Source organism: Pseudonocardia alaniniphila (assembly GCF_022524485.1).
GTDB lineage: Bacteria > Actinomycetota > Actinomycetes > Mycobacteriales > Pseudonocardiaceae > Pseudonocardia > Pseudonocardia alaniniphila.
Window position 1 is genome coordinate 201,955 of record NZ_JAKXMK010000012.1, and the last position, 24,770, is coordinate 226,724.

A 24,770-nucleotide genomic window follows, 5' to 3' on the forward strand; every position below is an offset into this window, starting at 1 on the left:
GATTTGCCCGATCCGGCGAGGTCGGAGCCGTTCGCCGGTGGCTGCGCGGGGCAGCCGGAGGCACCATGGAGCTGTGGACGAGACGGCGGATCCCGGCCCGCCGCACGTGCGGCCCGAGGACATGCGCGCCGGAGACGTCGACCGCGAGCAGGTACTGGACCGGCTGCGCATCGCACATGCCGAGGGTCGGCTCGACCTCGACGAGTTCGACGAGCGCATCACCTCCACGCTCGCCGCGCGCACCTATGCCGACCTGCGTGCGCTCACCGTGGACCTGCCGGGCCAGCCGCCGTCGCCACCGGCCGCCACCACGCCTCCTGAGCCTGGCCCGCTCCAGGATCTCGACGCCCTTCAGGAGCGGGATCTGCGCGGGGCCGTGATCGGATGGGCCGGGGCGAGTGTCACGACGATCGCGATCTGGGCCATGAGCTGCATCGCGACGGCCTCGTTCGTCTATCCGTGGTGGATATGGGTGGCCGGTCCGTGGGGGCTGGTGCTGCTGTCGTCCTGGGTGCGCGACAGGCGGCAGTAGCGTGGGGGTGACCAGATCCACCCCGTGGGGCGCCTACCCCATGTGCGGGTGCGGCCGCAACGGTCGTACACTGGGAGTTCGGCGCGCCCTATGGCGCCGGTTCCGTCGTGCCTCCCCGCACCTCACGGTCCCGGAGCAGCGACGTGCCTACGCACGGAACCGAGAGTACGCACACCTGTCACGGAACGCGGAGGACATGGCCAAGAAGGACGGGGCGATCGAGGTCGAGGGCCGGGTGGTCGAGCCCTTGCCGAACGCGATGTTCCGCGTGGAGCTCGAGAACGGACACCGGGTCCTTGCCCACATCAGCGGCAAGATGCGCCAGCACTACATCCGGATCCTCCCGGAGGACCGGGTCGTGGTCGAGCTGTCGCCGTACGACCTGACCCGCGGCCGCATCGTCTACCGCTACAAGTGACGGAGCAGCGTCGTCACCCTCACCGGTGCCGACGCTCGTGACGCCACTTCGACACACCGACACCAACTGAGAGAGCGACGGACGTGAAGGTCCAGCCGAGCGTCAAGAAGATCTGCGACAAGTGCAAGGTGATCCGCCGTCACGGGCGGGTCATGGTGATCTGCGAGAACCTGCGCCACAAGCAGCGCCAGGGCTGATCGCGGTCGCCGTCGTCGCAGGCGGCGCACCACCGAGCACCACCGGATACACCACAAGAGACACCAGCAACACAGAGGAACCTGACGCACCTACCGGGCCACACGGGCCCGGTTCACCCCCGGAACCAGGCCGGGGCCCGGCACAGCGCGAGCACGAGGCGGCGGACCGGGGCGGGCGTCGGGCAGACCTGGCTCAACGGAACAGAGGAGAAACCCGCCGTATGGCACGCCTTGCCGGCGTCGACCTCCCCCGCGACAAGCGGATGGAGATCGCGCTCACCTACATCTTCGGGATCGGGCGCACCCGGTCCCTCCAGATCCTCGAGGCCACCGGGATCGACCGCGACCTGCGTTCGCGCGACCTGACCGACGAGGACCTCGCAGCCCTCCGCGAGTACATCGAGAGCAACTACCGCGTCGAGGGTGATCTGCGCCGCGAGGTGCAGGCCGACATTCGTCGCAAGATCGAGATCGGCTGCTACCAGGGGATCCGGCACCGCCGGGGCCTGCCGGTGCGTGGCCAGCGCACCAAGACCAACGCCCGCGGCCGCAAGGGACCGAAGAAGACGGTCGCCGGCAAGAAGAAGGCAGGTAAGAAGTAATGCCGCCCCGCACTCGCGCTGCGTCCGGCCCCAAGAAGGTCCGGCGCAAGGAGAAGAAGAACGTCGCGCACGGCCACGCGCACATCAAGAGCACCTTCAACAACACCATCGTGTCGATCACCGACCCGACCGGTGCCGTGATCGCGTGGGCCTCCGCAGGCCACGTCGGTTTCAAGGGCTCGCGCAAGTCCACGCCGTTCGCCGCGCAGATGGCCGCCGAGAACGCCGCCCGCAAGGCTGCCGAGCACGGCATGAAGAAGGTCGACGTCTTCGTCAAGGGCCCCGGCTCCGGACGTGAGACCGCGATCCGTTCGCTGCAGGCCGCCGGCCTCGAGGTCGGCACCATCTCCGACGTGACCCCGCAGCCGCACAACGGCTGCCGCCCGCCCAAGCGGCGCCGGGTCTAGGGAAAGGGAGTAACCAGACATGGCTCGTTACACCGGACCCATGACCCGCAAGTCCCGCCGACTGAAGGTCGACCTCGTCGGCGGCGACCAGGCGTTCGAGCGCCGTCCCTACCCGCCCGGCCAGCACGGCCGGATCCGGATCAAGGAGACGGAGTACCTCCTGCAGATGCAGGAGAAGCAGAAGGCCCGCTTCGCGTACGGCGTGCTCGAGAAGCAGTTCCGCCGGTACTACGAGGAGGCCAACCGTCGCCAGGGCAAGACCGGCGACAACCTCCTGCAGATCCTCGAGACGCGGCTCGACAACGTCGTCTACCGGGCCGGGCTCGCCCGCACCCGGCGGATGGCACGCCAGCTGGTGAACCACGGCCACTTCCTGGTCAACGGCCAGAAGGTCGACATCCCCAGCTTCCGCGTGTCGCAGTACGACGTCATCGACGTCCGGCCGAAGTCGCTGGCCACCGACCCGTTCATCATCGCCAAGGAGCTGCTGGGCGACCGCCCGGTTCCTGGCTGGCTGCAGGTTGTTCCCTCGAACCTGCGAATCCTGGTCCACCAGCTGCCCGAGCGTGCGCAGATCGACACGCAGGTCACCGAGCAGCTGATCGTCGAGCTCTACTCGAAGTGATCTGCCTCGGGTAGCAGCTCGACACCCCCGGCCCCGCAGGGAGGGGCCGGGGGATTTCCACTGCGGCATCAAATAGCGGTTGCCGCAGGGTGTGAGGAGGCACCAACCCATGCTGATCTCTCAGCGACCCACCCTGACCGAGGACTCGGTCGTCGACACCCGTTCCCGGTTCGTCATCGAGCCGCTGGAGCCGGGCTTCGGCTACACGCTGGGCAACTCGCTCCGGCGCACGCTTCTCTCCTCGATCCCCGGCTCGGCGGTCACCAGCATCCGCATCGACGGTGTGCTGCACGAGTTCACCACCGTGCCGGGTGTGAAGGAGGACGTCACCGACATCATCCTCAACCTCAAGGAGCTGGTCGTCAGCTCCGAGGAGGACGAGCCGGTGACCATGTACCTGCGCAAGCAGGGCCCCGGCCCCGTCACGGCGGGCGACATCGTGCCTCCGGCCGGCGTCACCGTGCACAACCCGGACCTGCACATCGCCACGCTCAACGACAAGGGCCGCCTCGAGGTGGAGCTCGTCGTGGAGCGTGGCCGTGGCTACGTCCCGGCCATGCAGAACAAGGCCACCGGCGCCGAGATCGGCCGCATCCCGGTCGACTCCATCTACTCGCCGGTCCTGAAGGTGACCTACAAGGTCGAGGCCACCCGTGTCGAGCAGCGCACCGACTTCGACAAGCTGGTGCTCGACGTGGAGACCAAGCCCTCGATCACGCCCCGGGACGCGCTGGCCTCGGCCGGTAAGACCCTCGTCGAGCTGTTCGGCCTCGCCCGCGAGCTGAACGTCGACGCCGAGGGCATCGAGATCGGCCCGTCGCCGCAGGAGGCCGACACCATCGCGGCCTTCGCGATGCCGATCGAGGAGCTGGACCTCACCGTCCGCTCGTACAACTGCCTGAAGCGCGAGGGCATCCACACCGTGGGTGAGCTGGTGGGCCGCAGCGAGGCCGACCTGCTCGACATCCGCAACTTCGGTGCCAAGTCGATCGACGAGGTCAAGATGAAGCTCGTCGGCCTCGGGCTCGCGCTCAAGGACAGCCCGCCCGGATTCGACCCGTCGGCCGCTGCGACCGACTTCGGCTCCGAAACGTTCGACCCCGAGCACTTCGGGGATGACGGCCAGGACTACGCAGAAACGGAGCAGCTGTAGCCATGCCTCAGCCCACCAAGGGGCCTCGTCTCGGCGGGTCGCCTGCGCACCAGCGGCTGATCCTGGCCAACCTGGCCACCGCGCTGTTCGAGCACGGCCGGATCACCACCACCGAGGCCAAGGCCCGGCGGCTGCGGCCCTACGCCGAGCGCCTGATCACCAAGGCCAAGCGTGGCGACCTGCACAACCGTCGCGAGATCCAGAAGGTCATCCGCGACAAGACGGTCGTGCACCGGCTCATCGCCGACATCGGCCCGTTCTTCGCCGACCGCGATGGCGGTTACACCCGGATCACCAAGACGCTGCCGCGCAAGGGCGACAACGCCCCCATGGCCGTGATCGAGCTGGTCCAGCAGAAGACGGTCACCGACGAGGCGGAGCGCGCCCGTCGCGTCGCGTCGTCGCAGCGGAAGCCCGCCACCCCGGCTCCGGCCGAGGCGGCTCCGGCTGCCGACGAGACGCCGGCGACCGACAAGACCGAGGCGGCCGAGTCCACCGCGGTCGAGACCGAGGCCACGAGCACCACGAGTGCTCCGGCCGAGGAGAGCGCCGCTCCGGCTGCCGAGTCCGGTCAGCCCGCGTCGAAGCGTGAGGACAACTCCACCGAGGAGTCCTGATAGCCGCGCAGCACCCGCACCACCCCGTCGAGCCCGCCGTCCTCCGTGACGGCGGGCTCGCGGGTCTTCCGGGGGATATCGGGCCCGCGGAAGAGGCGACCCGAGAGCGGGAAATCAGCGACTCGCGCAGGTTCCGGCTGGACGTCGCCTACGACGGCACCGACTTCTCGGGCTGGGCCATCCAGCCGGCCCGCCGCACGGTGTGCGGGGTGCTCACCGAGGCGCTATCGACGGTGGTGCGGGCGCCTGTGCAGCTGACCGTCGCCGGGCGCACCGATGCCGGGGTGCACGCCACCGGCCAGGTGGCCCACGCCGACCTCTCGTCCGACCTCGACGGGACGTGGCTGGTGCGGAGGCTGGCCCGGCTGCTGCCGTCCGACGTCCGGGTGCGGGCGGTCACCCCCGTTCCCGCGGCATTCGACGCCCGGTTCTCGGCGCTGCGCCGCCACTACCGCTACCGGGTGGCCACCGCGCCGCACGGCGCTGAGCCGTTGCGCGCCCGCGACACGCTCTCCTGGCCGCATCCGCTGGATCTCGCGGCGGTCACGGATGCATCCGAGCGGCTGCTCGGCGAGCACGACTTCGCCGCGTTCTGCAAGCGCCGCGAAGGAGCCACCACGGTGCGGGCGTTGCAGCGGTTGTCCTGGGCGGAGGCCGGCGGCGGCGTCGTGGAGGCGTCCGTATCCGCCGATGCGTTCTGCCACTCGATGGTGCGGAGCCTGGTCGGCGCTCTGCTCGACGTGGGCCGCGGGCGGCGGGCGGCGGCGTGGCCCGCCGAGCTGCTCACCCGCGGCGAGCGGGCGAGCGAGGTACCCGTCGCCCCGGCCCACGGCCTGACGCTGGTGGCCGTGGACTACCCACCGGACGCCGAGCTCGCCGCCCGCGCCGACGCCACCCGCCGCAAGCGCGTGCTCGGCGCGCAGTAACGCACGGTGGGCGCGCTCGGCGCCGAGAGATCGTTCCGAGCTCTGGCGCCAGTGGCCCCTGGCAGTCACACTGTGCGCCCCATCCCTCGATTGATCTTGTCGTCAACCAAGCGCGTAACTCCCCCGGGCGACCCCCCTATCCCCATGGGAGTGGGTGCTCTGCGCCCAGACCGTGATCGATCCGGCGTGTCCGGTATCCCGGCCCGCGCCCGTGCCTGCAGACCAGAAACGGAGATGCCGTGCTCACCACGCCCCCCACGCGGCTGATCGCACCCGCCGACTCCGCAGCCGCGCCGTGCGCAGCGCCCGCGCACCCGGCCACGACCGCGCATCAAACAGGAACAGCGTCGGCTCACGGACCGGCAGCGTGCACCGTGACAGCGGAACAGGTGGAGCGCGCCGTGCTCCAACTGCGGGAGCGGCCCGGGATGTCGGCGGTGGAGCAGATCCACGCGATCCTGCGCGAGCTCGGCCTCACCGTCGTCCCGCCCGCGCGGTGAGCCTTCCCGTGCCGGCTCTTCGTGCGATGCAGGCGGCACCGACGTGACGCCGGAGCCCGCGCCCGACAGGGTGCCCACGTCGCGCGACTACGGCGAACGCGTGATCGCCGTGGAGCCGGGTGGCAACGAGCCGATCCCGGCCGAGGAGCGGCACGGCCGCCCGCGGCAGCTGTTCTGGACCTGGACCTCGCCCAACCTCGAGTTCGCCACGATCTTCGTGGGCGTCCTGTCGGTGCAGGCCTTCGGGCTCACGTTCGCCCAGGCCGTCGCGGCAGTGCTGCTCGGCAACGGCCTCGCGGCGATCGCGCACGGCGTGCTCTCGGCCCGCGGACCCCTGGCGGGCGTGCCCCAGATGGTGCTGGGCAGGCTCGCGTTCGGCTATCGGGGCAACGCCCTGCCGGCCGGACTGATGACGATCACGTCCGGGTTCGGCTGGTTCGCGGTCAACAGCGTCAGCGCAGCGTTCGCGCTGAACTCGCTCACCGGACTGCACCCGGCGACCTGGCTCGTGGTCGTCGTGCTCGTGCAGATCGGCATCGCGTTCGTCGGCCACAACCTCGTGCAGGTCTTCGAACGCTTCGCCTTCCCCGTCCTCGCGGTGGTGTTCGCGATCGGGGCGGTGATCGTGCTGGCACGGTCGGACCCGTCGGCCGTACCCGCTGGTGGAGGAACCGGAGGCGTCGGAGGGTTCCTGCTCACCGTCGGCGCCGTGTTCGGCTACTCCGCGGGCTGGAGCCCGTACGCGGCCGACTACGCGCGCTACCTGCCGGCCGACTCGCCGCGCCTGCGCACAGGGCTCGCGGCCGGCCTCGGGCTGTTCGGCTCCACCACCGTGCTCATGATCGTGGGAGCGGCGTCGGTGAGCGCGACCGCGGCAGCGGGCGTGCTGTCGGACAACCCGACCACGGCGTTCGTCGGAGTGCTCCCCGGGGTGCTCGCGAGCCTCACGCTGCTGGCCATCGCGCTCGGGGCGATCGCGGCCAACGTGCTGAACGTCTACTCGGGCGCGATGTCGTTCCTCAGCATGGGCGTGGACGTCCCGCTGCGGTGGGCCCGGGCTGTGGTGGCCGCGGCGTTCGGCGTGGTCGGCCTCGTCATCGCGCTGCTCGCGCTCGGCGATGCCGCCCACAGCTACGAGGGCTTCCTGCTGGTGATCGTCTACTGGATCGGGCCGTGGCTCGGCGTGGTGCTCACCGACCAGTACCTGCGCCGCAACCGGCTGCCGACCGAGCTGCTCTACGACCGTGGCCACCGCAACCCCGCGGGCATCGTGGCCCTCCTCGCGGGCATCGTCGTGTCGGTGCCGCTCTTCTCCAACCAGGTGCTGTTCGTCGGGCTGATCCCGCGTCTGGCGCCCGGCGTGGGCGACGTGACGTTCCTCGTCGGCATTGCGCTCTCTGCCGTCGTCTACGCGCTGCTGTTCCGGCGACTCTCGGGACGTGCACGAGAGCCTGTTGCGGGGGCGGACGGTAGCCGCGCAGAGTGAGCAGGTGACCACCCTGCCCGAACCGGCGGTGTCCGACCCGGCCGTATTGCTCGACGTCGCATTCGGTGAGGCCGAAGCCGGCCTCGCCGCGGGCGGCATCCCCATCGGCGCGGCCCTGTTCACCGCCGACGGCACGCTGCTGGGAAGCGGGCACAACCGCCGTGTCCAGGACGACGACCCGTCGATGCACGCCGAGACCGCCGCGTTCCGAGCGGCCGGCAGGCAACGCGACTACCGTTCGACGATCATGGTGACGACGCTGTCGCCGTGCTGGTACTGCTCGGGGCTCGTGCGCCAGTTCGGCATCGGCGCGGTGCTCATCGGCGAGGCCCGCACCTTCCACGGCGGCCACGACTGGCTGGCCGAGCACGGAGTCTCCATCACGGTGCTCGACGACGACCGGTGCGTCGAGCTCATGACCGACTTCATCGCCGCACGTCCGGACCTGTGGCACGAGGACATCGGGGAGCCCTCATGATTCCGACGATCGACCTGGCTGCGTGGCGCAGCGGTGATGCGGGCGTCGGTCCCGCCGTCGACGCTGCTCTGCAGCAGGCCGGGTTCCTACTGGTCACGGGCCATGGCGTGGACGAGGCGCTGCGCACCGACGTGCGCGACGCGGCACGGGCGTTCTTCGCGCTGCCCGCCGAGGTGAAGGCCCGCTACGCCGTGCGAATCGGCGGGCGCGGCTGGCTCGCACCGGGGGTGGAGGCCAACGGAAACGTCGAGGGGGTGGACACACCGCCGGACCTGAAGGAGTCCTTCGCGGTCGGGCCTGCCACGCCCACCGGTGATCCGAAGGTCGACGACGTGTGGTTCCTGCCGAACGTGTGGCCGCCAGAGGTGCCGGAACTGGAGCGCGCGGTCGGCCGCTACGTGGCTGCGATGACGACGGTGTCGCGCGAGCTTCTGGAACTGTGCGCGGATGCGCTGGGCCTGCGGCGCGAGACGCTCACCGCCTTGGCAGGCCACCCGACCTGGACGTTCAACATCAACCGGTACCCGCCGCTCACCGAGGTCGGCCCGCCCGAGCCGGGGCAGTTCCGGATCGGATCGCACACCGACTTCGGCACCGTCACCGTGCTGGACCGGGAGCCTGGTGCGGGGGGTCTGCAGGTCGACATCGAGGGCATCGGCTGGACCGACGCGCCGTACGACCGATCCGCGTTCACGGTCAACATCGGCGACCTGCTCGAACACTGGACGGGCATGCGCTGGCGCTCCGGACGGCACCGGGTACTGCCGCCGCAGCCCGAGTCGCCGGACGAGGAGCTCATCTCGCTGGTGTTCTTCTTCGAGCTCGACCACGACGCGCTGGTCACCCCGCTGGCGCCGCCGATCGGCCGCCGCGCGGACCTGGCTCCGGTCGTCTCGGCCCCGTTCCTGCGCGAACGGCTCGACGCCATCTCGGTCGGCTAGTGTCGCGGAAACGGGGTTCCTTGCCCGGATCCGGTGTTCAGGCGACAGTGTCCCTGCGGGACACCCGCACCCGGGCAATCGCAAGGCGGAGGAGGCGCCGATACCGCTGTTGTATCGGGGCCGACGACAACGCCGCGAGGCGCCGTCTGGGCTGCGTTGTCGTCGGAGGCGGGTAAGACGACCTCGTTTCCTCGACACTAGGGCCGGCCGCGAGTTCTCCCGAACGGCCACGGTGGGGCGACCTGCGCGGTTAGCGTCTGGCCGTGCCCCGACCGAGCGCCGTGCGGGCTCCCGCCACCCGCGACCAGGCCGACGCGTACCGGTTCGGCCTGCGCCGCATGGAGGCTGCGCTGGTCCGCGGCGATCCCGTGCCGTTGCACGAGCAGATCCGGTCGCAACGCCGCGCCGCGATGGCCGGTGTGGCGCTGGGGCTGCTCGGGATCTGTGTCGCGGCCCTGTTCGCGCGGATGGCGCCGAGTCCGAGGTGGACCGACGCCGCCGTGGTCGTCGGGGCCGACTCCGGGGCGATGTACGTGGTGGCGCACGGGCCCGACCGGCTCGTCCCCGTCGCCAACCTCCCGGCTGCCCGTCTGGTACTGGCGGCGCTGCGCTCCGGTGGCAGCACCGACGCCGACCCGGCGAAGGCCGCGCCCGTCACGGTGCCGGACAGCTCCCTCGACGCAGCCCCGCGCACCCCGACCGCCGCGGTGCCGGGCGCGGTGGCCGTCCGGCCGAGCTCGACCGTGCCACCCCGGTGGGCGGTGTGTGACCGGACCACGGCCGACGGCGCGCTCGTCGGCACCACCATTGTGGCGGGCATGCCGACAGCCCCGGAGCCGCTGCCGGCGAACGACGGCGTGCTGCTCGACGGGCCCGACGGCGTGACATGGCTGGTCACCGGCGGTCGCCGCCACCGCGTCGACGCAGGCGACGGGAGGGTGCTCGCGGCGTTCGGGCTCACCGCCCGCGTGCCCCGGGCTGCCGCTCCCGACCTGGTGTCGCTGCTGCCCGAGGGAGTCGCGCTGGCCACGCCCGAGGTGGCAGGTCGAGGCGGTCCCGCTCCGGTCGGCCTGCCCGGGCGGATCGGCGACGTCCTGACGACCCGGCCGGCGGGTGGTGAGCCGCGGCATTTCGTCGTGCTGACGGGTGGCTTGCAAGAGGTGCCGGATGTGCTGGCCGAGTTGCTGCGCGTGGCTGCGGGACAGGCACGGGACATTCCCGTCGGCACCGACGAGCTGGCCACGGCCACGTTCGTCGGCGATCTCGCCGTGGAGGGCTGGCCGCTCGGCGCCCCACGGCTGCGCGAACCCACGGATGCGCCGGTGGTGTGCTGGATGTGGACCGCCGACGGGGAGCCGTCCGGTGCCGTGTGGGCGGGCGGAGCGGAGCCGGCGCAGTCGCAGCCGGTGAGCCTGGCGCAGGCCGACGGGTCAGGGCCGAAGGTGGACGCCGTCGTCGCGGGCTCCGGCGGTGCGGTACGGGCGACCGGACCGGGACGCTCGCCCACCGGTGGGCCGTTGTGGCTGGTGTCGGCCACCGGGGTCGCTTTCGGAGTGGCCGACGACGCCACTGCCGCCGCTCTCGGGATCACCTCCGCCGAGCCTGCGCCGGAGGCCGTGCTGCGGTTGCTCCCGAGCGGCCCGGCTCTGGATCTCGCGGCGGCGGGCCGCATGGTGGACGTCCTGCCGGCCGGGTGAGGCTGCCCGGCCGGTGCCGGGGACAGGCGCTCCGGCGCTGAGGGGCGTCGGGTCGCCGCTGGTCAGCGGGTGCGCCGCGGGCGGTTGCGCAGCAGCACCGCGGCCATCGCGCCGGCCGCCAGCAGCAGGCAGGCCGCCGCGAGGTCGACCGGCGGGCTCGCCGGTTCCGGCGCAGCCGGGTGCGGCGCGGTGCCGGGCAACGGCGCGACCGACCGCTCGGTGGGCCGCTCGGTGGCCGGTTCGAGCACGGCGGGCACGGCCGTGAGCGCGCTGACGGGGTCGATCACACCGTGGCCCAGCCGGTCGTCGCGGCTACCTGCAGGTCGGCGGGCCGTGGCGATGATGCGGTCGGCCACCTGCCAAGCGGTCAGGTCGGGGAAGCGTTCGCGCACGAGCGCGGCCAGGCCGGCCACCCACGGTGCGGCGAAGCTCGTGCCGTCGACGCCCGAGCCCGTGGTGCCGCCACCGACGGCCAGCGAGCGCAGCCCGGTGCCGGGAGCGGCGACGTCCACCCACGGGCCGGGCACCGTGAACGGCGCAGCGCCGTCGTCCGGGCCGACGGCGCCCACGGCGAGCAGCGTCTCGTCGTACCAGCCCGGGAGCGACACCTGACCCGTGTCCCGGTCGGTGCACGAGCCCGTGCCCACGTTCCCGGCCGCCGCCACGACGACGACATCGGCCTCCACGGCGTAGCGGAGTGCGGCGTGCAGCTGGGCGCCCGCCGTGGCCGCCAGATCGGCGCGCAAGCACACCGCTCCCGAGATGTTGATGACATCGGCGCCTTCGCGGACCGCCAGTACCACGGCCTCCGCAAGGGTGCGGGTGTCGCCCGCCGGACGTGTGTTGCCACCTGGGGCGGAGACCTCGAACGACGAGCTCGACTGGCGGATCGCGAGCAGGCGTGCGCCGGGCGCGATGCCGATCGGCGTGCTGCCGCGACCGGTCGGTTCGGCGGCTGCGGCAAGCAGCCCGGCCACGGCGGTGCCGTGCCCGTCGCAGTCGTCGAGACCGTCGCCGCCGGTGAGGTAGTCCCCGCCGCCACGCAGCCGGCCGCCGAGCAGCCGGTGCGGGAAGACACCGGTGTCGATCACGGCGATGAGCACGCCGCGGCCGGTGGCCAGCCGATGGACCTCGCGCAGCTGGAGACGGGCGGCGGTGGCGTCGTCGGCGGGGTGGCCGTCAGCCGCGGGAGGGACGCAGCGCTGTGGTGGACGGAGACCGGCTGCGGCCCCGGGCGGACGGCCGCTCGGGGGCTCGACGCCGACCGGGGGTGGCGCCGGCTCGGCCGCGGCGGGGACCGGCACCCCGGTGAGCGCGAGCGCCGTGACGATCGCGCACACCGCCCGTCTCACAGGCCCCGGACCAGCCGGAACAGATCCATCGTCGCGAATGCCAGCGGGATCGCGGCGGCGATGAGCAGACCTTCCAGCAGATCGACCGCCCGTCGGGAGACCGGGGAGCCCAGCGGGGCGCTGCGGCCGAGCGTGAGAGCTCCTGCTGCCGCGGTGACGAGCAGGGCCGCCGCGATTGCGAGCCGGAACGCCGTGCCCGCGTGCAGGGCCGCCATGACAGCGAGCCCGACGCCCGCGGCGATCGCGCTCGCCTGAAGGACCCGGACCGGGGCCTGGTCGGCGAAGCTGCGCGCGCGGAGGCCGAGCACCGCCACGACGACCGTCGCGAAGACCGGGCCGGCCCAGCCGCCCGCCGCGGCTGCCGGCAGCGCGGCACCTGCTGTGACCACGGCGGATCCGCCGACCAGCCCGGCGAGGTAGCCGCGGGCGAGGTCGGCCCGTTCCGCGAGCTCGTCGGGCGGCAACAGATCCGGGCCGTCGTCGGCGTCCACGAGCTCACTCCCGTCGGAGGGAACGACCGGACGGGGCAACCCGGCGAGCCGCAGCGCCACCCGCGGCAGCACGGGGCCGACGGCAAGGCCGACCGCACCGACGGCCGTGGCCGCGGCGGCTGCGGCGACGCCGAACCGCAGGACCACGAGAGCGGCCGCGCCCACAGGTACGGCTGCCACGACGATGCCGACGAGCACCGGAGCCACCACACGCAGCGCGATCTGAGCCACCGCGGCCGCGGTGCCCGCCGCCACGGTGGCCAGCAGCAGCTGCGCTGCTCCACCGGACGCGGACAGTGCAGCCCACCCGGCCGCGCCCCCGAGTGCGACGGCCGCCAGCGCGGCCGCACCGGCGGCCGGATGTACCGAACCGCGGTCCTGCTCATCGGCACGGCGGGCCAGGCGAGCCGCCAGGGCCACGGTGGCCACCGTGCCCAGCGCCGCGGCCACTGCAGCCGGCGTCCGGGTGGGGCCTGGTGCACCCGCCAGCACCGCCGCCGCGGCAAGCGCCGCCGCGAGCACCGCTCCCGCCCCGAACCGCCGGTCGCCGGACGTGGCAGTGGCCGCCGTGGCCGCCAGCGCGTCCACCGGGTCGTCGAAGACAGGCGAAGCCGGGGCCGGGCTCTCCGGGGCGATGCGCAGCAGATCGCCGTCGAGGACGCCGAGGTCGGTGAGGGTGGCTTCCGACGGCAGCGGCCCCCCGGCTACTCCCGACAGCCGCCACGGCAAGGGACGCAGGCCGAACACCGGCTCGCCGATCAGCTCCAGCACCATCGGCACCAGCTCCGCCACCGGCACGTCGGCGGGCAGCGCCACGTCGACCCGGGCACGTGGGGCGAGCACCGTGAGCCGGCAGTAGGCCGCATCGGCGGCGGGCGCGCGCATGGTCGTTTCGTCTCCCCCCGAGCGACGGGACGACTTCTCCGGAACGGCCCCGGCAGCCCCCGTCGGCTGCCTAGCATCGCAGCGCCGAGGCCCCGGGCGGGCCCGTTCGGTGGAAGTCGTCAGGGGCCGGCGGCAACGGCGGGGAGGGGTGCCGATGGGCACGGTAGGGGTCGTCCGGCGCAGGCGCCTGCCGCTGCGGATGCCCGGCGGAGAGCTCACGCTCGAACCGCCCCCGGAACCCGAGCGGATCGTTCCCGCGGGTGTGCCGGCTCGGTTGTTGCCGGTCGTGATGCTCCTCGGGTCCGTCGGTTTCGTCGCCGTGCTCGGGGTCGGCAACCCGACGTCGTGGCTGTTCGGTGGCATGTTCGCGATCTCGACGCTCAGCATGATGCTCACCGGCGCCGGCCGCGGCGGAGCCGAGCGCTCGGCAGGCCTCGACGAGGACCGGCGCGACTACCTGCGTTACCTGTCGGTGCTGCGCCACCGGGTGCGGGGCATCGCGGCGGAGCAGCGCACCGTGCTCGAGTCGGTGCATCCGGATCCGGCCGCCTGGCCCGCGGTGCTCGCGGCCGGTCGCCTCTGGGAACGCCGGGCCGCAGATCCGGACTTCGGGCAGCTGCGCATCGGACGTGGGGCCCAGCGGCTGGCCACACGGCTCGTAGCCCCGCAGACCGGGCCGGTCGAGGGCCTCGAGCCGGTCACCGCGCTCGCCCTGCGCCGGTTCCTGCTCGGCCACGCCGTCGTGCCCGACCTGCCGGTCGCCCTGTCGCTGCGGGCCAGCTCCACCGTGTGGCTGGAACCGGACGGACCCGCCGCGGGACTCGGGCCTGCCCGCGCGCTCGCCCGCGCCGTCGTCGCCCAGTACGCGCTCTGGCACAGCCCGTCCGATGCGCTGCTCGCCGTCGTCGCGCCGCCCAGCCTCGCACCGGAGTGGGAGTGGGTGAAGTGGCTGCCGCACGTCGGCCATCCACGCCGTCGCGACGCCGTCGGCCCGCTGCGGATGATCTCCGCCGACGCCGACGACGTGCGCCGCTGGTGGGTGGCGGAGCTCGCCGGCAGGCCCGCTGGACCGGGGATGGGCGAGCCGCACTTGCTCGTCGTCGTCGACGAGGTGGCCGATGGGCCGGGGCCGTGGGCGGGCGTCGCCGGGGTCACGGTGTTGCGGGTCGGCGCGCCACCAGGGCGGCGTCCCGGCCCGTCTGTCGTGCGGCTGCGCGTCGGGCACGACGGGCTGCACCGCATCGGTAGCGATCAGGCGCCGCACGCCGGCGACGAGCAGCCGGCGCTGATCGGGCAGCCGGACGGGCTGGGCGTTGCCGAGGCGCGTGCGCTCGCGCGACGGCTCGCCCGCTACCGGCCCGGAGGCGCGGAGCCGGTGGGCGAAGCGGCCCCGCGCACCGCGCCAGGCCTGCCCGCCCTGTTGGGGCTGGAGCCCGGCCAGGCGGGCATCGAGGCGCTACGCGCCCGCTGGGCCCACTCCGAGACCCACCGGCTCCGCGTCCCGATCGGGGTGGACGAGCGCGGCGGCCCGGTCATGCTCGACCTCAAGGAATCGGCGCAGGGGGGTAGCGGGCCACACGGGCTGTGCGTCGGCGCCACCGGGTCGGGCAAGAGCGAGCTGCTGCGCACGCTCGTGCTCGGTCTCGCGGCCACGCACTCGCCCGCCGAGCTGAACCTCGTGCTCGTCGACTTCAAGGGCGGGGCCACATTCCTCGGCCTGGCCGGGCTGCCACACGTCTCGGCGGTGATCACCAACCTCGCCGACGAGCTGACGCTGGTCGACCGCATGGCCGACGCGCTGGCCGGTGAGATCACCCGCCGCCAGGAGGCGCTGCGATCGGCGGGCAATCTCGTCGGGGTCGCCGAATACGCCGCGGCGCGCCGGGCGGGGGCCCACCTGCCGCCGCTGCCGGCGCTGTTCGTCGTGGTCGACGAGTTCTCCGAGCTGCTCACCCAGCGTCCCGAACTGATCGAGCTGCTCGTCACGATCGGCAGGCTCGGTCGCTCCCTCGGAATCCACCTGCTGCTCGCGTCCCAGCGCCTCGAAGAGGGACGGCTGCGCGGGCTCGAGTCCCATCTGTCGTACCGGATCGCCCTGCGTACGTTCTCCGCATCGGAGTCGCGTGCGGTGCTCGGTGTGCCCGACGCCCACCAGCTCTCGTCGGCGCCCGGGTCGGCCTTCCTCGCCACGGGCACCGACGAGCTCGTGCGGTTCCGCGCCGCCTACGTGTCGGGTCCGGGCAGCGCACCAGTGCAAGGGGGAGAGGTGGCGGGGCAGGCCGCCGCGTACCCGTTCCGGGCCGGCCCGGTTCCGGTGATCGCCCCGGTGGAGGCGGCCGCGCCTGCCGAGGAATCCGAGGGCCCCACCGTGCTCGACACCGTGATCGCAGCGATGGCCGGCCAGGGCCCCGCAGCCCACCGCGTCTGGCTCCCGCCGCTCGAGGTCCCGCCGCCGTTGGACGAGGTGCTGGGCGCGATCCGCGCGGTGCCCGGTCGACGGCCGATGGCTCGCCGGGCGGCCCCGCTCCGCGTGCCCGTCGGTCTGATCGACCGGCCCTACCAGCAGCGACGCGACCCCCTTGTGATCGACCTGGCCGGTGGGTCCGGGCACCTCGCCGTGGTGGGCGGGCCGCGCACGGGCAAGTCCACCGCGCTGGCCACCGCCGTGCTCGGGCTCGCGCTCACGCACACACCTGACGAGCTGGGCGTGCATGTACTCGACTTCGGTGGCGGAGCGCTCGTCCCGCTCGCCGCTCTCCCGCACGTCGGCACGGTCGCCGCACGCCAGGAGACCGACCTCGTCCGGCGTACCGTCGCGGAGCTCACCGCTGTGCTCGCTCGCCGCGAACGCCTCTTCCGCGAGGCCGGGATCTCCTCCGTCGAGGAGTTCCGGGCACACCGCGCAGCCGGTGCTCACCCGGGCGAGCCCTGCACCGACCTCCTGCTCGTCGTCGACGGGTACCTCACGCTGCGCGGTGAGTTCGACGACCTCGAGGCGCGGCTGCTCCCGTTGGCCGCGCAGGGCCTGTCCTACGGGCTGCACCTCGCGGTGTCGGCCACGCGGTGGAGCGAGTTGCGCCCGGCTCTGAAGGACCTCCTCGGTGGCCGCATCGAGCTGCGGCTCGGGGAGCCGGCAGAGTCCGAGATCGACCGTCGCCGGGCCGCCGAGGTCCCGGCCCGGCCCGCACACGGCCTCGCGCCCGATGGGGCCTCGGCCGTCGTCGCCGCGCCTCAGCTCAGCACCGGGGCCACCGATCAGGCCGCGCTGGTGGCGGCGGTCGCCGCGGCATGGCCCGGCCCGGGGTTCCCACCGGTCCGGTTGCTGCCCGAACGCATCGACCACGACGCGCTTGCACCTGCGCCGCCCGGGTCGTGTGGAATACCGATCGGCGTGGACGAGGAGGGGCTCGACCGCGTGGAGCTCGACCTTGCCGCGGAGCCTCACCTGCTGTGCTTCGCCGACGCCGAGAGCGGCAAGACCAACCTGCTGCGCCTCGTCGCGCGCGGAGTCATCGCCCGGCACGGGCCGCAAGCCGCTCGGATCGTGGTCGTCGACCACCGCCGCACGTTGCTCGGCGTGGTGCCGGAGAGCCATCTGATCGGCTACGCGAGCACCGCAGGCGCCACCGCCGAAGCCGCCCATGAGGTGGCGGCCTCGCTTCGACGCAGGATGCCCGGCCCCGACGTGACGCCGCGGGCGCTGCGGGAGCGCAGCTGGTGGACCGGGCCCGAGGTCTACGTGCTCATCGACGACTACGACCTGGTGGCGCCCGGCGGCGGCGCCGAGCACCCGCTGCTGCCGCTGGTGGAGTTCCTGCCGCAGGCCAAGGACGTGGGCCTGCACCTGGTCGTCGCCCGTCGTTGCGGCGGTGCGAGCCGCGCGCTGTTCGACCCGTTGCTGGGGCGGCTGCGCGAGCTCGGTGCGCCCGGGTTGGTGATGAACGGCAGCCCGGACGAGGGCGCGCTGGTGGAGTCCGTCAAACCTTCGCCCCTGCCTCCAGGCCGCGCCACCCTCGTCGACCGGCGGCGCGGGGCCCGGCGAGTCCAGCTCGCCTGGCTGCCGCCTGACACGGAGGACGAGCCGTGAGCCGCAAGGTCCGCCGGCGCGCGGGCCGGGTCGCCGGCCGCAACGTCCATGGCGCAGGCTCTGCTGCAGCCGGGGATCGTGAGCCTCGGCGGGCGACGGCGTGGGGGCGGCCCGTGGGCGGCCGGGCGGCGCTCCGGTCGATCCGCGAGACCGCGCCCCGCGCTACCGGAGCGCCGCGGTCTGCGCCGCCGATCGCCGTGCCATGAGCGGCACGCCGGTCCGCGTGGCCGTTCAGCTGGGCAGCACGACCGCCCGGATGGCGGCCGCCGGTAGCGACGGGGAGCCCTGGTTGGTGGCGCGCACGACGGCTCCCGGCGCCACCGTGGCATCCCTGCTGGCGGCGCTCGCACCGGCCCCCGAGGAGCTCGTTCTCGTCCACCCGGCGAGCTGGCCCTCGTCGCGGATCGTGGCCTGGCTGGGCGAGTGCGCGGGGCTCGGCGGGCAGGTCCGGGCCGTCCCGGCCCCGCTCGCCGCGGCGGGGCTCGGTGCCGTGGCCGTGCTCGACGTCGGACGGACCACGGCGGAGGCCACGCGTTGGGACACGGCCGGGCGCCTGCTCGCCGTCACGTCCCGACCGCTGGGCGGGGCCGATCTGGACGCGGCGCTGATGCGCCTGCTTCGGCTTCCACACGCGGACCCGGCCGCGATGGCCGAGGCGCAGCGGGTGCGGGAAGCCCTGTCGCTGCTGCCCGAGGTCTGGACGCGGGCCCCGGAGCCGGTCCGGGTGGTTGCCGACGATGTGCGCGATCTGCTGGCGAGGCGCCTCGCGGTGGCGATCGATGCCCTGCACGAGGTGGTGCACCGCGCCGGGCCGGCACGGGTGCTGCTCGTCGGCGGGGTCGCACGCACCCCGTTGCTGGCGGAGCTGCTCGACGAGGCCGGGATCGGCGGCGAGGTCGCAGTGGCGCCGCGGCCCGACGTCGCCGCGGTGCTCGGGGCGCTGATGCTGCCTGGCGCGGTCGGCCGGGTGGCGCCCGTGCGCGTGGCCGCCTCGTCCGGCTCGCCCTCCGCCGGTCACGAACGGGCCGCAGCGCCGATCGCGGCCCGCAGGTTGCCGCCACCGAATCCTCGCGCTCGCAGGCCGCTGCGCGCGGTCCTGCTGCTCGTCGCGGTCTCCGGTGTCGTCGCAGGCCTACTCGGCGTGGGTGCTCTGTTGCCATCGCCGTCGGCCGCGGTGCCGGCCGGGGTGCTCGTGCAGTACGGCTACCGGCTGGACGTGCCGTCGGGATGGGAGCACACCGGCGGCCTGCCAGAACGGCGTCGCACCCTGCTCACCCTGGCCGGGTCGCCGGAGGGCAGCGATCTCATCGCGGTCGAGCTGAGTCCGCTCGGCTACGACACCGGTGCCGAGCCCGAACGAGCGCGCGCGGAGCTGCGCGCGGAGTTCGACGCGGCCGTGGCGGGCAGGTCCCCGCTCTCGGACTTCCGCATCACCAGCGTCGCCGGGCGTGAGGTCGCCACCTACCGGCAGCAGGAGGCCGGCCCCACGGTCGTGGAGTGGTTCGTGCTCCTCGACGGTGATGCTCAGCTCAGCGTCGGCTGCAAGCAGACGACGTCGGGGAGCGCAGCGGTGCAGGCTGCCTGTGCCGTCGTCGTCGCCTCGGTGCGACCGGCCTGAGCAGGCGAGTGGCCCGCTCGTGTTCTGCCGTTCGCACCTGCACACGATCTCGCCGGTTCGGCCCCGCGCCGTCGTCACCCCTGCGACGGTGGCCCGGCAGCAGACGGCTGGAACGGGAACAGGGGTGATCGACATGGCCGACGGGTTCGGCACCACCGTCGAGGAGATGCAGCGGGCCGGGAGGCACGTGTTCGCGGTGAACGACGCCGTGCAGGCCGATCTCGCCACTTTGCGCGGCAGGCTCGCCCCGTTGGCGGGGGCATGGCGGGGAGAGGCGTCCACGGCGTTCACAGCGCTGATGGCGCGTTGGGACGCCGACGCCCGCGCCTTGAACGAGGCCCTGCGCACGATCGGAGAGGCGATACAGGGCACAGGCGCGAGCTATCAGGCCCAGGAGGAGCAGCGCACCGGAGAGCTGTCATCGATCCGTGCGGCGCTGGGCTGAGGGGAGCGAGCAATGCCTGAGATCAAGGTCACGTTCGGAGCACTGGAAGTGGCGCGGACGGACGTCGGCACCACCGCCGGGCGCATCTCCGGCCAGCTGGAGGAGCTCAAACGGTTCCTGGCGCCGATGGTCGCCGGCTGGGAGGGGCAGGCGGCCACCGAGTACCAGGCCACTCAGCGCCGGTGGGACACGGCCGCGGCCGATCTGGCGGCGGTGCTCGCCCAGATCGGGGTGGCCCTGGGCACGGCCAACGAGAGTTATCAGCAGGTCGAGCGGGCCAACGCGGCCCGCTGGAGGTAGCGTCAACGGCAACGGAACAGGGTGCCCGGCGGTTGGAGGGGGCGTTTTGACCCCGCTTCAGACCGGCGGGTACCCTCGTTCTTCGATGTGCGGTGGGTGGAGACCCGCGGTCGCTCTCAACAGCGTCCCGCACGGCCCCATCCGGGCCCGGCGCCTTCCTCCGCACCCGCGACCAGAGGCAGCTCCCGAGCATTCGACGAGCACACGACAGCGACGAGGTAGGTCCGTGCCCACGTACAGCCCCAAGCCCGGCGAGATCACCCGCGCCTGGCATGTGATCGATGCTACGGACGTGGTGCTCGGCCGCCTCGCCACGCACGCCGCCACACTCCTGCGCGGCAAGCACAAGCCGACGTATGCCCCGCACATGGACACCGGTGACTTCGTGATCATCGTCAACGCGGAGAAGATCGCCGTCTCCGGCAACAAGCGGGACGACAAGTTCGTCTACCGCCACAGCGGCTTCCCCGGTGGTCTCCGCCAGCGCTCGGTCGGCGAGATGATCGAGAAGCACCCGGACCGTCTCGTCGAGAAGGCGATCAAGGGCATGCTGCCGAAGAACCGCCTCGGCCGGGCCATGAGCAAGAAGCTGAAGGTCTACGCCGGGCCCGACCACCCGCACGCCGCGCAGCAGCCGGCCGCGTTCGAGATCACCCAGGTCGCGCAGTGACCACCGCAGAGAACGAAGAGGGACAGCCCGTGACCACCCCCCCGGAGCCCGGGAGCGAGGCCGCCGAGACGGCAGCCGCCGAGATCGAGGCCGTCGAGGAAGCCGCGCTCGCCGCGGACAACGCCGACGAGTACGACGTCGACTCCGAGGTGGAGATCGACTCCGACATCGATGCGGTGCCCGCCATTCCGGCGGTGTTCTCCGACCGGCCGATCCAGACCGTCGGCCGCCGCAAGGAGGCCGTCGTCCGCGTCCGGTTGGTGCCGGGCAGCGGGGTGTTCCGCCTCAACGGCAAGTCGCTCGAGGAGTACTTCCCCAACAAGCTGCACCAGCAGCTGATCCGGGAGCCGCTCGTCACGGTCGAGAAGACCGAGCGCTTCGACATCTTCGCCAACCTCAATGGCGGTGGCACCTCGGGTCAGGCCGGCGCGCTGCGCCTGGCGGTCGCCCGTGCGCTGATCGAGGCCGACCCCGACGACCGCCCGCCGCTCAAGAAGGCCGGCTTCCTCACCCGTGACCCGCGTGTCATCGAGCGCAAGAAGTACGGCCTCAAGAAGGCCCGCAAGGCTCCTCAGTACAGCAAGCGCTGACCCATTGGGCGAGCGACGTCTGTTCGGTACCGACGGCGTTCGCGGACTGGCCAACGGCGACCTGCTCACTCCTGAGCTCGCTGTCGCGTTGTCCGCGTCCGCTGCACGGGTGCTCGCCGAACGGGACCGTTCTCACCGGCCGGTGGCAGTGGTCGGGCGGGATCCGCGGGCGAGCGGAGAGATGCTGGAGGCCGCGGTCGTCGCGGGCCTGACGTCGGCCGGAGCCGACGCGGTACGCGTAGGGGTGTTACCCACCCCTGCGGTCGCCTTCCTGGTCGGGTCGCTCGGTGCCGACCTCGGCGTGATGATCTCCGCGTCGCACAACGCGATGCCGGACAACGGCATCAAGCTCTTCGCGGCGGGCGGCCACAAGCTTCCCGACGCGCTCGAGAGTGCGGTCGAGGAAGGCCTCGACACCCGCGGTGAGCGTCCGACCGGTGCGCGGATCGGCCGTGTCCACGACCTCGTGGATGCCGCTGATCGGTATCGCGATCACCTCATCGCCGCCACACCGGGCTCGCTCGCCGGGCTTCGGGTCGTCGTCGACTGCGCACACGGTGCGGCTTCCGTCGTGGCACCCGCGGCGTACCGCAGGGCCGGGGCCGAGGTGATCGCGGTGCACGCCGACCCGGACGGCCTCAACATCAACGACGGCGTCGGGTCCACTCACCTCGGGCCGCTACAGAAGGCCGTCCGTGAGCACGCTGCCGATCTCGGTATCGCTCACGACGGCGACGCCGACCGCTGCCTGGCCGTCGACGCCACGGGCGCCGAGGTCGACGGCGACCAGATCATGGCCGTGCTCGCTCTCGCCATGCGGGAGGCCGGTGAGCTCACCCACGACACCCTCGTCACCACGGTGATGAGCAACCTCGGCCTGCATCTCACGATGCAGGAGGCGGGTATCGCGGTGCGCACCACCCAGGTCGGCGACCGGTACGTCCTCGAAGAGCTGCGGACGGGCGGGTTCAGCCTCGGCGGCGAGCAGTCCGGGCACGTCGTGCTGCCGCAACACTCCACCACCGGCGACGGCCTGCTCACCGCGCTGCGGCTGATGGCGCGGATGACGGCCACGGGTTCGTCGCTCGCCGCGCTCACCTCGGTGGTGACGCCGCTGCCGCAGGTGCTGCGCAACGTGCATGTGGCCGACAAGACCGCGGTCGCCGGTTCCGCCGCGGTGCGCGAGGCCGTCGAGGCCGCGCAGGCGGAGCTGGGTGGCACCGGGCGCGTGCTGCTGCGTCCGTCCGGCACCGAGCAGTTGGTGCGGGTGATGGTCGAGGCGCCCACCGCGGAGGTCGCGGAGGCCGTCGCGCTGCGGCTGGCCGACGTCGTCGCCGCCGTGCGCTGATTCTCCCGTTCCGCCCCGCCGGCCGGATCAGTGCGGCACGATCGCGTCGTGCCGCCTGAGCTGCGCCTGCAACCTGATCGGCTGCGATCCCACGCCTTCACGGCCGCCGGTCTCTCCGAGGACCTGCGCGGGGTGCTGCCTCCGTCTTCCGGCGACGCGCCCGGCGGCCCTGCCCTCGTGGCCGAGCACGAACGGCTGCGCGCGGTCCTGCTCGGCGCCGTCCGCGAACTGGCGGAGCTCAGTGTCGCCCTCGCCGGTGCCGCCACCGCGTCGGCGGACGCCGACGGCGTGGTCACCTCGACGATGCTCCGGATCCAGGACGCGCTCGGCGCCGCACGCCCGGCGCGGTCGTCCGGCGGGGACTGGACATGAGCCGGCCGGTCACACCGCCCGGTCCCGTCGACCCCGTCGATGTGGAGACCCTGTCCCGTACGGCGCGGTGGTGGGCTGATCTCGGCGACGCTCTTGCCGACATGGGGCGACGCGTCGGCCGGCTCTCCGAGCAGATCGGCCACGACTGGCCGGACGGCCGTGGCCTCGAGTGGGCGGAGCGGGTCGTGCGGCTGGGTCAGGAGTTGGGCCGGGAGGCCGGATCGGCTGCCGAACTGGGTGAGGCGTACGCGCGACAGGCGGCTGACCCCGTTCGCTTGGGCTTGCCGTCCTCGCGGCTTCCCGGGATGCGCCTCGGCGGCACGGCGGCGCAGCGCGCCGACAGCGAGCGAGGGATGCGCATAGCCCAGCTCCCCGCGGAGAACCCGGAGACGGGCTGACCGCCCGTCTCCGCCCGAGCCGCCCCTTCCAGCCCGCAGGTCGCCCGTCCCTGCCTGCCCGAGTGGCCCACTTTCGGTTGCCCGAATCACTCCCTTCGGCTGCCCGAGTGGCGGCCTGCTTGCGAGAGTCGCGTCCCGCTCGGCGGCGGCACCGTCCTGCGCGAGCCCATTCCTGCTGAGCCGGTCGCCCATCCTGGGTGCGCGATTCGATCCCTCTCTATGAGAAAGGTTCGTTTGTTCCGGACAGTTGATTTCGTGGGTTGCGCGAGTTCCCGTTTCCCGCTCTGCGGGCCTCCCGCTCCGGGCGCGCGAATCGTCGGTTCCGGACGAGTTCTCTGTCCCGATTGCGCGAGTTGCCCCCTGCCGGCGCGGGATCAGTGGCGGTCGGCGAGCGTGGTGCCGGGGACCTTCCCGTCGATGAGCATGTCGACGCGGTCCTCGTCGCACAGGTGGTGCAGCAGGAAGGCCGTGACCAGGGCGCGGGCGAGGCGGCGTGCCTTGGCGTCGGGGTTGCCCGAGAGCACGAAGTCGCTCCAGTGCAGGCCTTCGAGGAACCCGGTGTGGGTGGCCTTGGAGAGCGTGCGCAACCAGACGGGTCCGCCTGCCGCCGCCGCGATGGGCTCTGCGTGCCCAGCGGCGGGCGCGACGGTGTCCTTGCCCGCGGCGAGGTGCAGTACGGGGATCGTGAGAGCACGGGCGGCGTCGATGGCCGACGGCCGCGTCTGCGCAACCGCGATCGTGACGACGGCCCGGACGCGTGGACGGTCTTGCGCCGCCAGCATCGCGATCCCGCCGCCGATCCCGTGACCGGCGAGTGCGGTGCGGCGGGAGTCCACGCTGATCCGTCCCTCGCCGAGCCGTACCCCGGCGCAGACGTCGAGCGTGGTGCGCAGGTCGGTGGCGAAGCCCGCGTGGCTCGGCAACGGGCCGCGGTGGCTCGACGGGGCAGCCGCCACGATGCCCCAGGATGCGAGGTGCCGCAGCAGGTCGGCGTAGCGCTCGGCGGGCTGCAGCCAGTCGTGCCCGAAGGCGACAGCGGGCAGCCCCAGCCCCTCCTCCGGCGCGAACACGACGCCCGGGATGCCGACCATGCCGAGGTTGCCACGCAGCACCTGGTGCGGCCCGGGCCGGGAGAGCTGCTCCAGCGCCTCCTTGGCGTTGCGCATCTCCGGTGGCCGGGCGAACGGGCGGGTCCGGGTCACAGCGCAGCACCGTAGTCCTAGCGACGTCGGGCGGGCGAACGCAACGCGGCGACGGCGCATCGTGCGGGCGACACCCGACGGTGCCCAGCCGCTTTTCTCGGCTACTCGTCGAAGCGGGTGGGGACGCGTTCGGTTCTTCGCTCGGAGCGGCGCGCCCGAGCCGGCGGTTGATCGCGTTGGCGCCTCGGACTCCGAGAAGGCAGCCGCCGACACCGGCCGGGATGGCGGCGAAAACAGCAGGAAGTCGAGCCAGGTCCATGCGGGGAGCACGAACCCTCCGTCGCCATCCGACTGCGACGCGTCATCAACACGGCACTGACCAGCGGTTCCGCGCTGTCGGTGTAAGCCTCGTCCTGCCGGATCGCAGGGGCGGTCTGCGACGCGCTACTGAGCCGCGCACATGTTCGGGGCTCCGTCCGGAACGGGCGATCCA

Annotated in this window: 26 protein-coding genes; 23 read left to right on the plus strand and 3 right to left on the minus strand. The window is 73.1% G+C overall.

Annotated features, from left to right (window positions below; all coding sequences use genetic code 11):
* The first annotated feature begins 73 nt into the window (after positions 1-73).
* The 14 genes from MMF94_RS16140 to eccB all read left to right on the plus strand — a co-directional run bounded on the left by MMF94_RS16140 (position 74) and on the right by eccB (position 10,579).
* Positions 74-532, plus strand: coding sequence for a DUF1707 SHOCT-like domain-containing protein (locus tag MMF94_RS16140; RefSeq protein WP_241037475.1), 459 nt, complete (start codon positions 74-76; stop codon positions 530-532).
* 196 nt (positions 533-728) lie between these two features.
* Positions 729-950, plus strand: a complete 222-nt coding sequence (gene infA / locus MMF94_RS16145; RefSeq protein WP_028929190.1) for a translation initiation factor IF-1 — start codon at positions 729-731, stop codon at positions 948-950.
* A gap of 83 nt (positions 951-1,033) precedes the next feature.
* On the plus strand, positions 1,034-1,147 hold the full coding sequence (gene rpmJ / locus MMF94_RS16150; protein WP_010148647.1) for a 50S ribosomal protein L36: 114 nt from the start codon (positions 1,034-1,036) through the stop codon (positions 1,145-1,147).
* A 221-nt stretch (positions 1,148-1,368) separates the two neighbouring features.
* Positions 1,369-1,749, plus strand: a complete 381-nt coding sequence (rpsM, locus tag MMF94_RS16155) for a 30S ribosomal protein S13 (RefSeq protein WP_241037476.1) — start codon at positions 1,369-1,371, stop codon at positions 1,747-1,749.
* A complete protein-coding gene (gene rpsK / locus MMF94_RS16160; RefSeq protein WP_241037478.1) occupies positions 1,749-2,156 on the plus strand; it encodes a 30S ribosomal protein S11 in 408 nt (135 codons plus the stop codon). The genes rpsM and rpsK overlap by 1 nt, the downstream gene beginning before the upstream one ends.
* A 19-nt stretch (positions 2,157-2,175) precedes the next feature.
* Positions 2,176-2,781, plus strand: coding sequence for a 30S ribosomal protein S4 (rpsD, locus tag MMF94_RS16165; RefSeq protein WP_241037479.1), 606 nt, complete (start codon positions 2,176-2,178; stop codon positions 2,779-2,781).
* A 109-nt stretch (positions 2,782-2,890) separates the two neighbouring features.
* Entirely contained in the window at positions 2,891-3,934 is a 1,044-nt protein-coding gene (locus tag MMF94_RS16170) for a DNA-directed RNA polymerase subunit alpha (RefSeq protein ID WP_241037481.1), read from the plus strand.
* 2 nt (positions 3,935-3,936) lie between these two features.
* Positions 3,937-4,551, plus strand: coding sequence for a 50S ribosomal protein L17 (gene rplQ, locus MMF94_RS16175; RefSeq protein WP_241037482.1), 615 nt, complete (start codon positions 3,937-3,939; stop codon positions 4,549-4,551).
* A 113-nt stretch (positions 4,552-4,664) separates the two neighbouring features.
* Positions 4,665-5,477, plus strand: a complete 813-nt coding sequence (gene truA, locus MMF94_RS16180; RefSeq protein ID WP_241037568.1) for a tRNA pseudouridine(38-40) synthase TruA — start codon at positions 4,665-4,667, stop codon at positions 5,475-5,477.
* A gap of 374 nt (positions 5,478-5,851) precedes the next feature.
* On the plus strand, positions 5,852-5,977 hold the full coding sequence (locus tag MMF94_RS43380; RefSeq protein ID WP_277398745.1) for a hypothetical protein: 126 nt from the start codon (positions 5,852-5,854) through the stop codon (positions 5,975-5,977).
* Positions 5,978-6,020: 43 nt separating this feature from the next.
* Complete coding sequence (locus MMF94_RS16185) at positions 6,021-7,463, plus strand: purine-cytosine permease family protein (protein WP_241037483.1); 1,443 nt, start codon at positions 6,021-6,023, stop codon at positions 7,461-7,463.
* 13 nt (positions 7,464-7,476) lie between these two features.
* Complete coding sequence (locus MMF94_RS16190) at positions 7,477-7,941, plus strand: nucleoside deaminase (RefSeq protein ID WP_241037570.1); 465 nt, start codon at positions 7,477-7,479, stop codon at positions 7,939-7,941.
* Positions 7,938-8,882 (plus strand): isopenicillin N synthase family dioxygenase, encoded by a 945-nt coding sequence (locus MMF94_RS16195; protein WP_241037484.1) that lies wholly within the window; start codon positions 7,938-7,940, stop codon positions 8,880-8,882. Before MMF94_RS16190 ends, MMF94_RS16195 begins: the two co-directional genes overlap by 4 nt.
* Before the next feature lie 263 nt (positions 8,883-9,145).
* Positions 9,146-10,579 (plus strand): type VII secretion protein EccB, encoded by a 1,434-nt coding sequence (eccB, locus tag MMF94_RS16200; RefSeq protein WP_241037485.1) that lies wholly within the window; start codon positions 9,146-9,148, stop codon positions 10,577-10,579.
* Between the two features lie 62 nt (positions 10,580-10,641).
* Here eccB and mycP read toward each other — a convergent pair whose 3' ends face one another.
* Positions 10,642-11,919, minus strand: a complete 1,278-nt coding sequence (mycP, locus tag MMF94_RS16205; RefSeq protein WP_241037486.1) for a type VII secretion-associated serine protease mycosin — start codon at positions 11,917-11,919, stop codon at positions 10,642-10,644.
* Positions 11,920-11,927: 8 nt separating this feature from the next.
* Positions 11,928-13,307 carry a type VII secretion integral membrane protein EccD gene (gene eccD, locus MMF94_RS16210; protein WP_241037487.1) on the minus strand — a complete coding sequence of 460 codons (1,380 nt, stop codon included), beginning with the start codon at positions 13,305-13,307 and terminating at the stop codon, positions 11,928-11,930.
* Positions 13,308-13,461: 154 nt separating this feature from the next.
* Between eccD and eccCa the strand changes: the two genes are divergently transcribed.
* The 9 genes from eccCa to MMF94_RS16255 all read left to right on the plus strand — a co-directional run bounded on the left by eccCa (position 13,462) and on the right by MMF94_RS16255 (position 23,135).
* Positions 13,462-17,394 (plus strand): type VII secretion protein EccCa, encoded by a 3,933-nt coding sequence (gene eccCa, locus MMF94_RS16215; RefSeq protein ID WP_241037488.1) that lies wholly within the window; start codon positions 13,462-13,464, stop codon positions 17,392-17,394.
* Positions 17,395-17,596: 202 nt separating this feature from the next.
* On the plus strand, positions 17,597-19,012 hold the full coding sequence (locus tag MMF94_RS16220) for a type VII secretion-associated protein (protein WP_241037489.1): 1,416 nt from the start codon (positions 17,597-17,599) through the stop codon (positions 19,010-19,012).
* Positions 19,013-19,145: 133 nt separating this feature from the next.
* Positions 19,146-19,457 carry a WXG100 family type VII secretion target gene (locus tag MMF94_RS16225; RefSeq protein WP_241037490.1) on the plus strand — a complete coding sequence of 104 codons (312 nt, stop codon included), beginning with the start codon at positions 19,146-19,148 and terminating at the stop codon, positions 19,455-19,457.
* Positions 19,458-19,469: 12 nt separating this feature from the next.
* Complete coding sequence (locus MMF94_RS16230; protein WP_241037491.1) at positions 19,470-19,757, plus strand: WXG100 family type VII secretion target; 288 nt, start codon at positions 19,470-19,472, stop codon at positions 19,755-19,757.
* A 226-nt stretch (positions 19,758-19,983) separates the two neighbouring features.
* Positions 19,984-20,427 carry a 50S ribosomal protein L13 gene (rplM, locus tag MMF94_RS16235; RefSeq protein WP_241037492.1) on the plus strand — a complete coding sequence of 148 codons (444 nt, stop codon included), beginning with the start codon at positions 19,984-19,986 and terminating at the stop codon, positions 20,425-20,427.
* Positions 20,428-20,582: 155 nt separating this feature from the next.
* The gene (rpsI, locus tag MMF94_RS16240) at positions 20,583-21,017 is read left to right on the plus strand and encodes a 30S ribosomal protein S9 (RefSeq protein ID WP_241037571.1); all 435 of its coding nucleotides are present in this window, start codon (positions 20,583-20,585) and stop codon (positions 21,015-21,017) included.
* Between the two features lie 4 nt (positions 21,018-21,021).
* Positions 21,022-22,365, plus strand: a complete 1,344-nt coding sequence (gene glmM / locus MMF94_RS16245) for a phosphoglucosamine mutase (RefSeq protein ID WP_241037494.1) — start codon at positions 21,022-21,024, stop codon at positions 22,363-22,365.
* Positions 22,366-22,413: 48 nt separating this feature from the next.
* Positions 22,414-22,737 carry a hypothetical protein gene (locus MMF94_RS16250; RefSeq protein ID WP_241037495.1) on the plus strand — a complete coding sequence of 108 codons (324 nt, stop codon included), beginning with the start codon at positions 22,414-22,416 and terminating at the stop codon, positions 22,735-22,737.
* Positions 22,734-23,135 (plus strand): hypothetical protein, encoded by a 402-nt coding sequence (locus tag MMF94_RS16255; RefSeq protein WP_241037496.1) that lies wholly within the window; start codon positions 22,734-22,736, stop codon positions 23,133-23,135. Before MMF94_RS16250 ends, MMF94_RS16255 begins: the two co-directional genes overlap by 4 nt.
* 374 nt (positions 23,136-23,509) lie before the next feature.
* Here MMF94_RS16255 and MMF94_RS16260 read toward each other — a convergent pair whose 3' ends face one another.
* Positions 23,510-24,301 (minus strand): dienelactone hydrolase family protein, encoded by a 792-nt coding sequence (locus MMF94_RS16260; RefSeq protein WP_241037573.1) that lies wholly within the window; start codon positions 24,299-24,301, stop codon positions 23,510-23,512.
* Positions 24,302-24,770 lie beyond the last annotated feature (469 nt).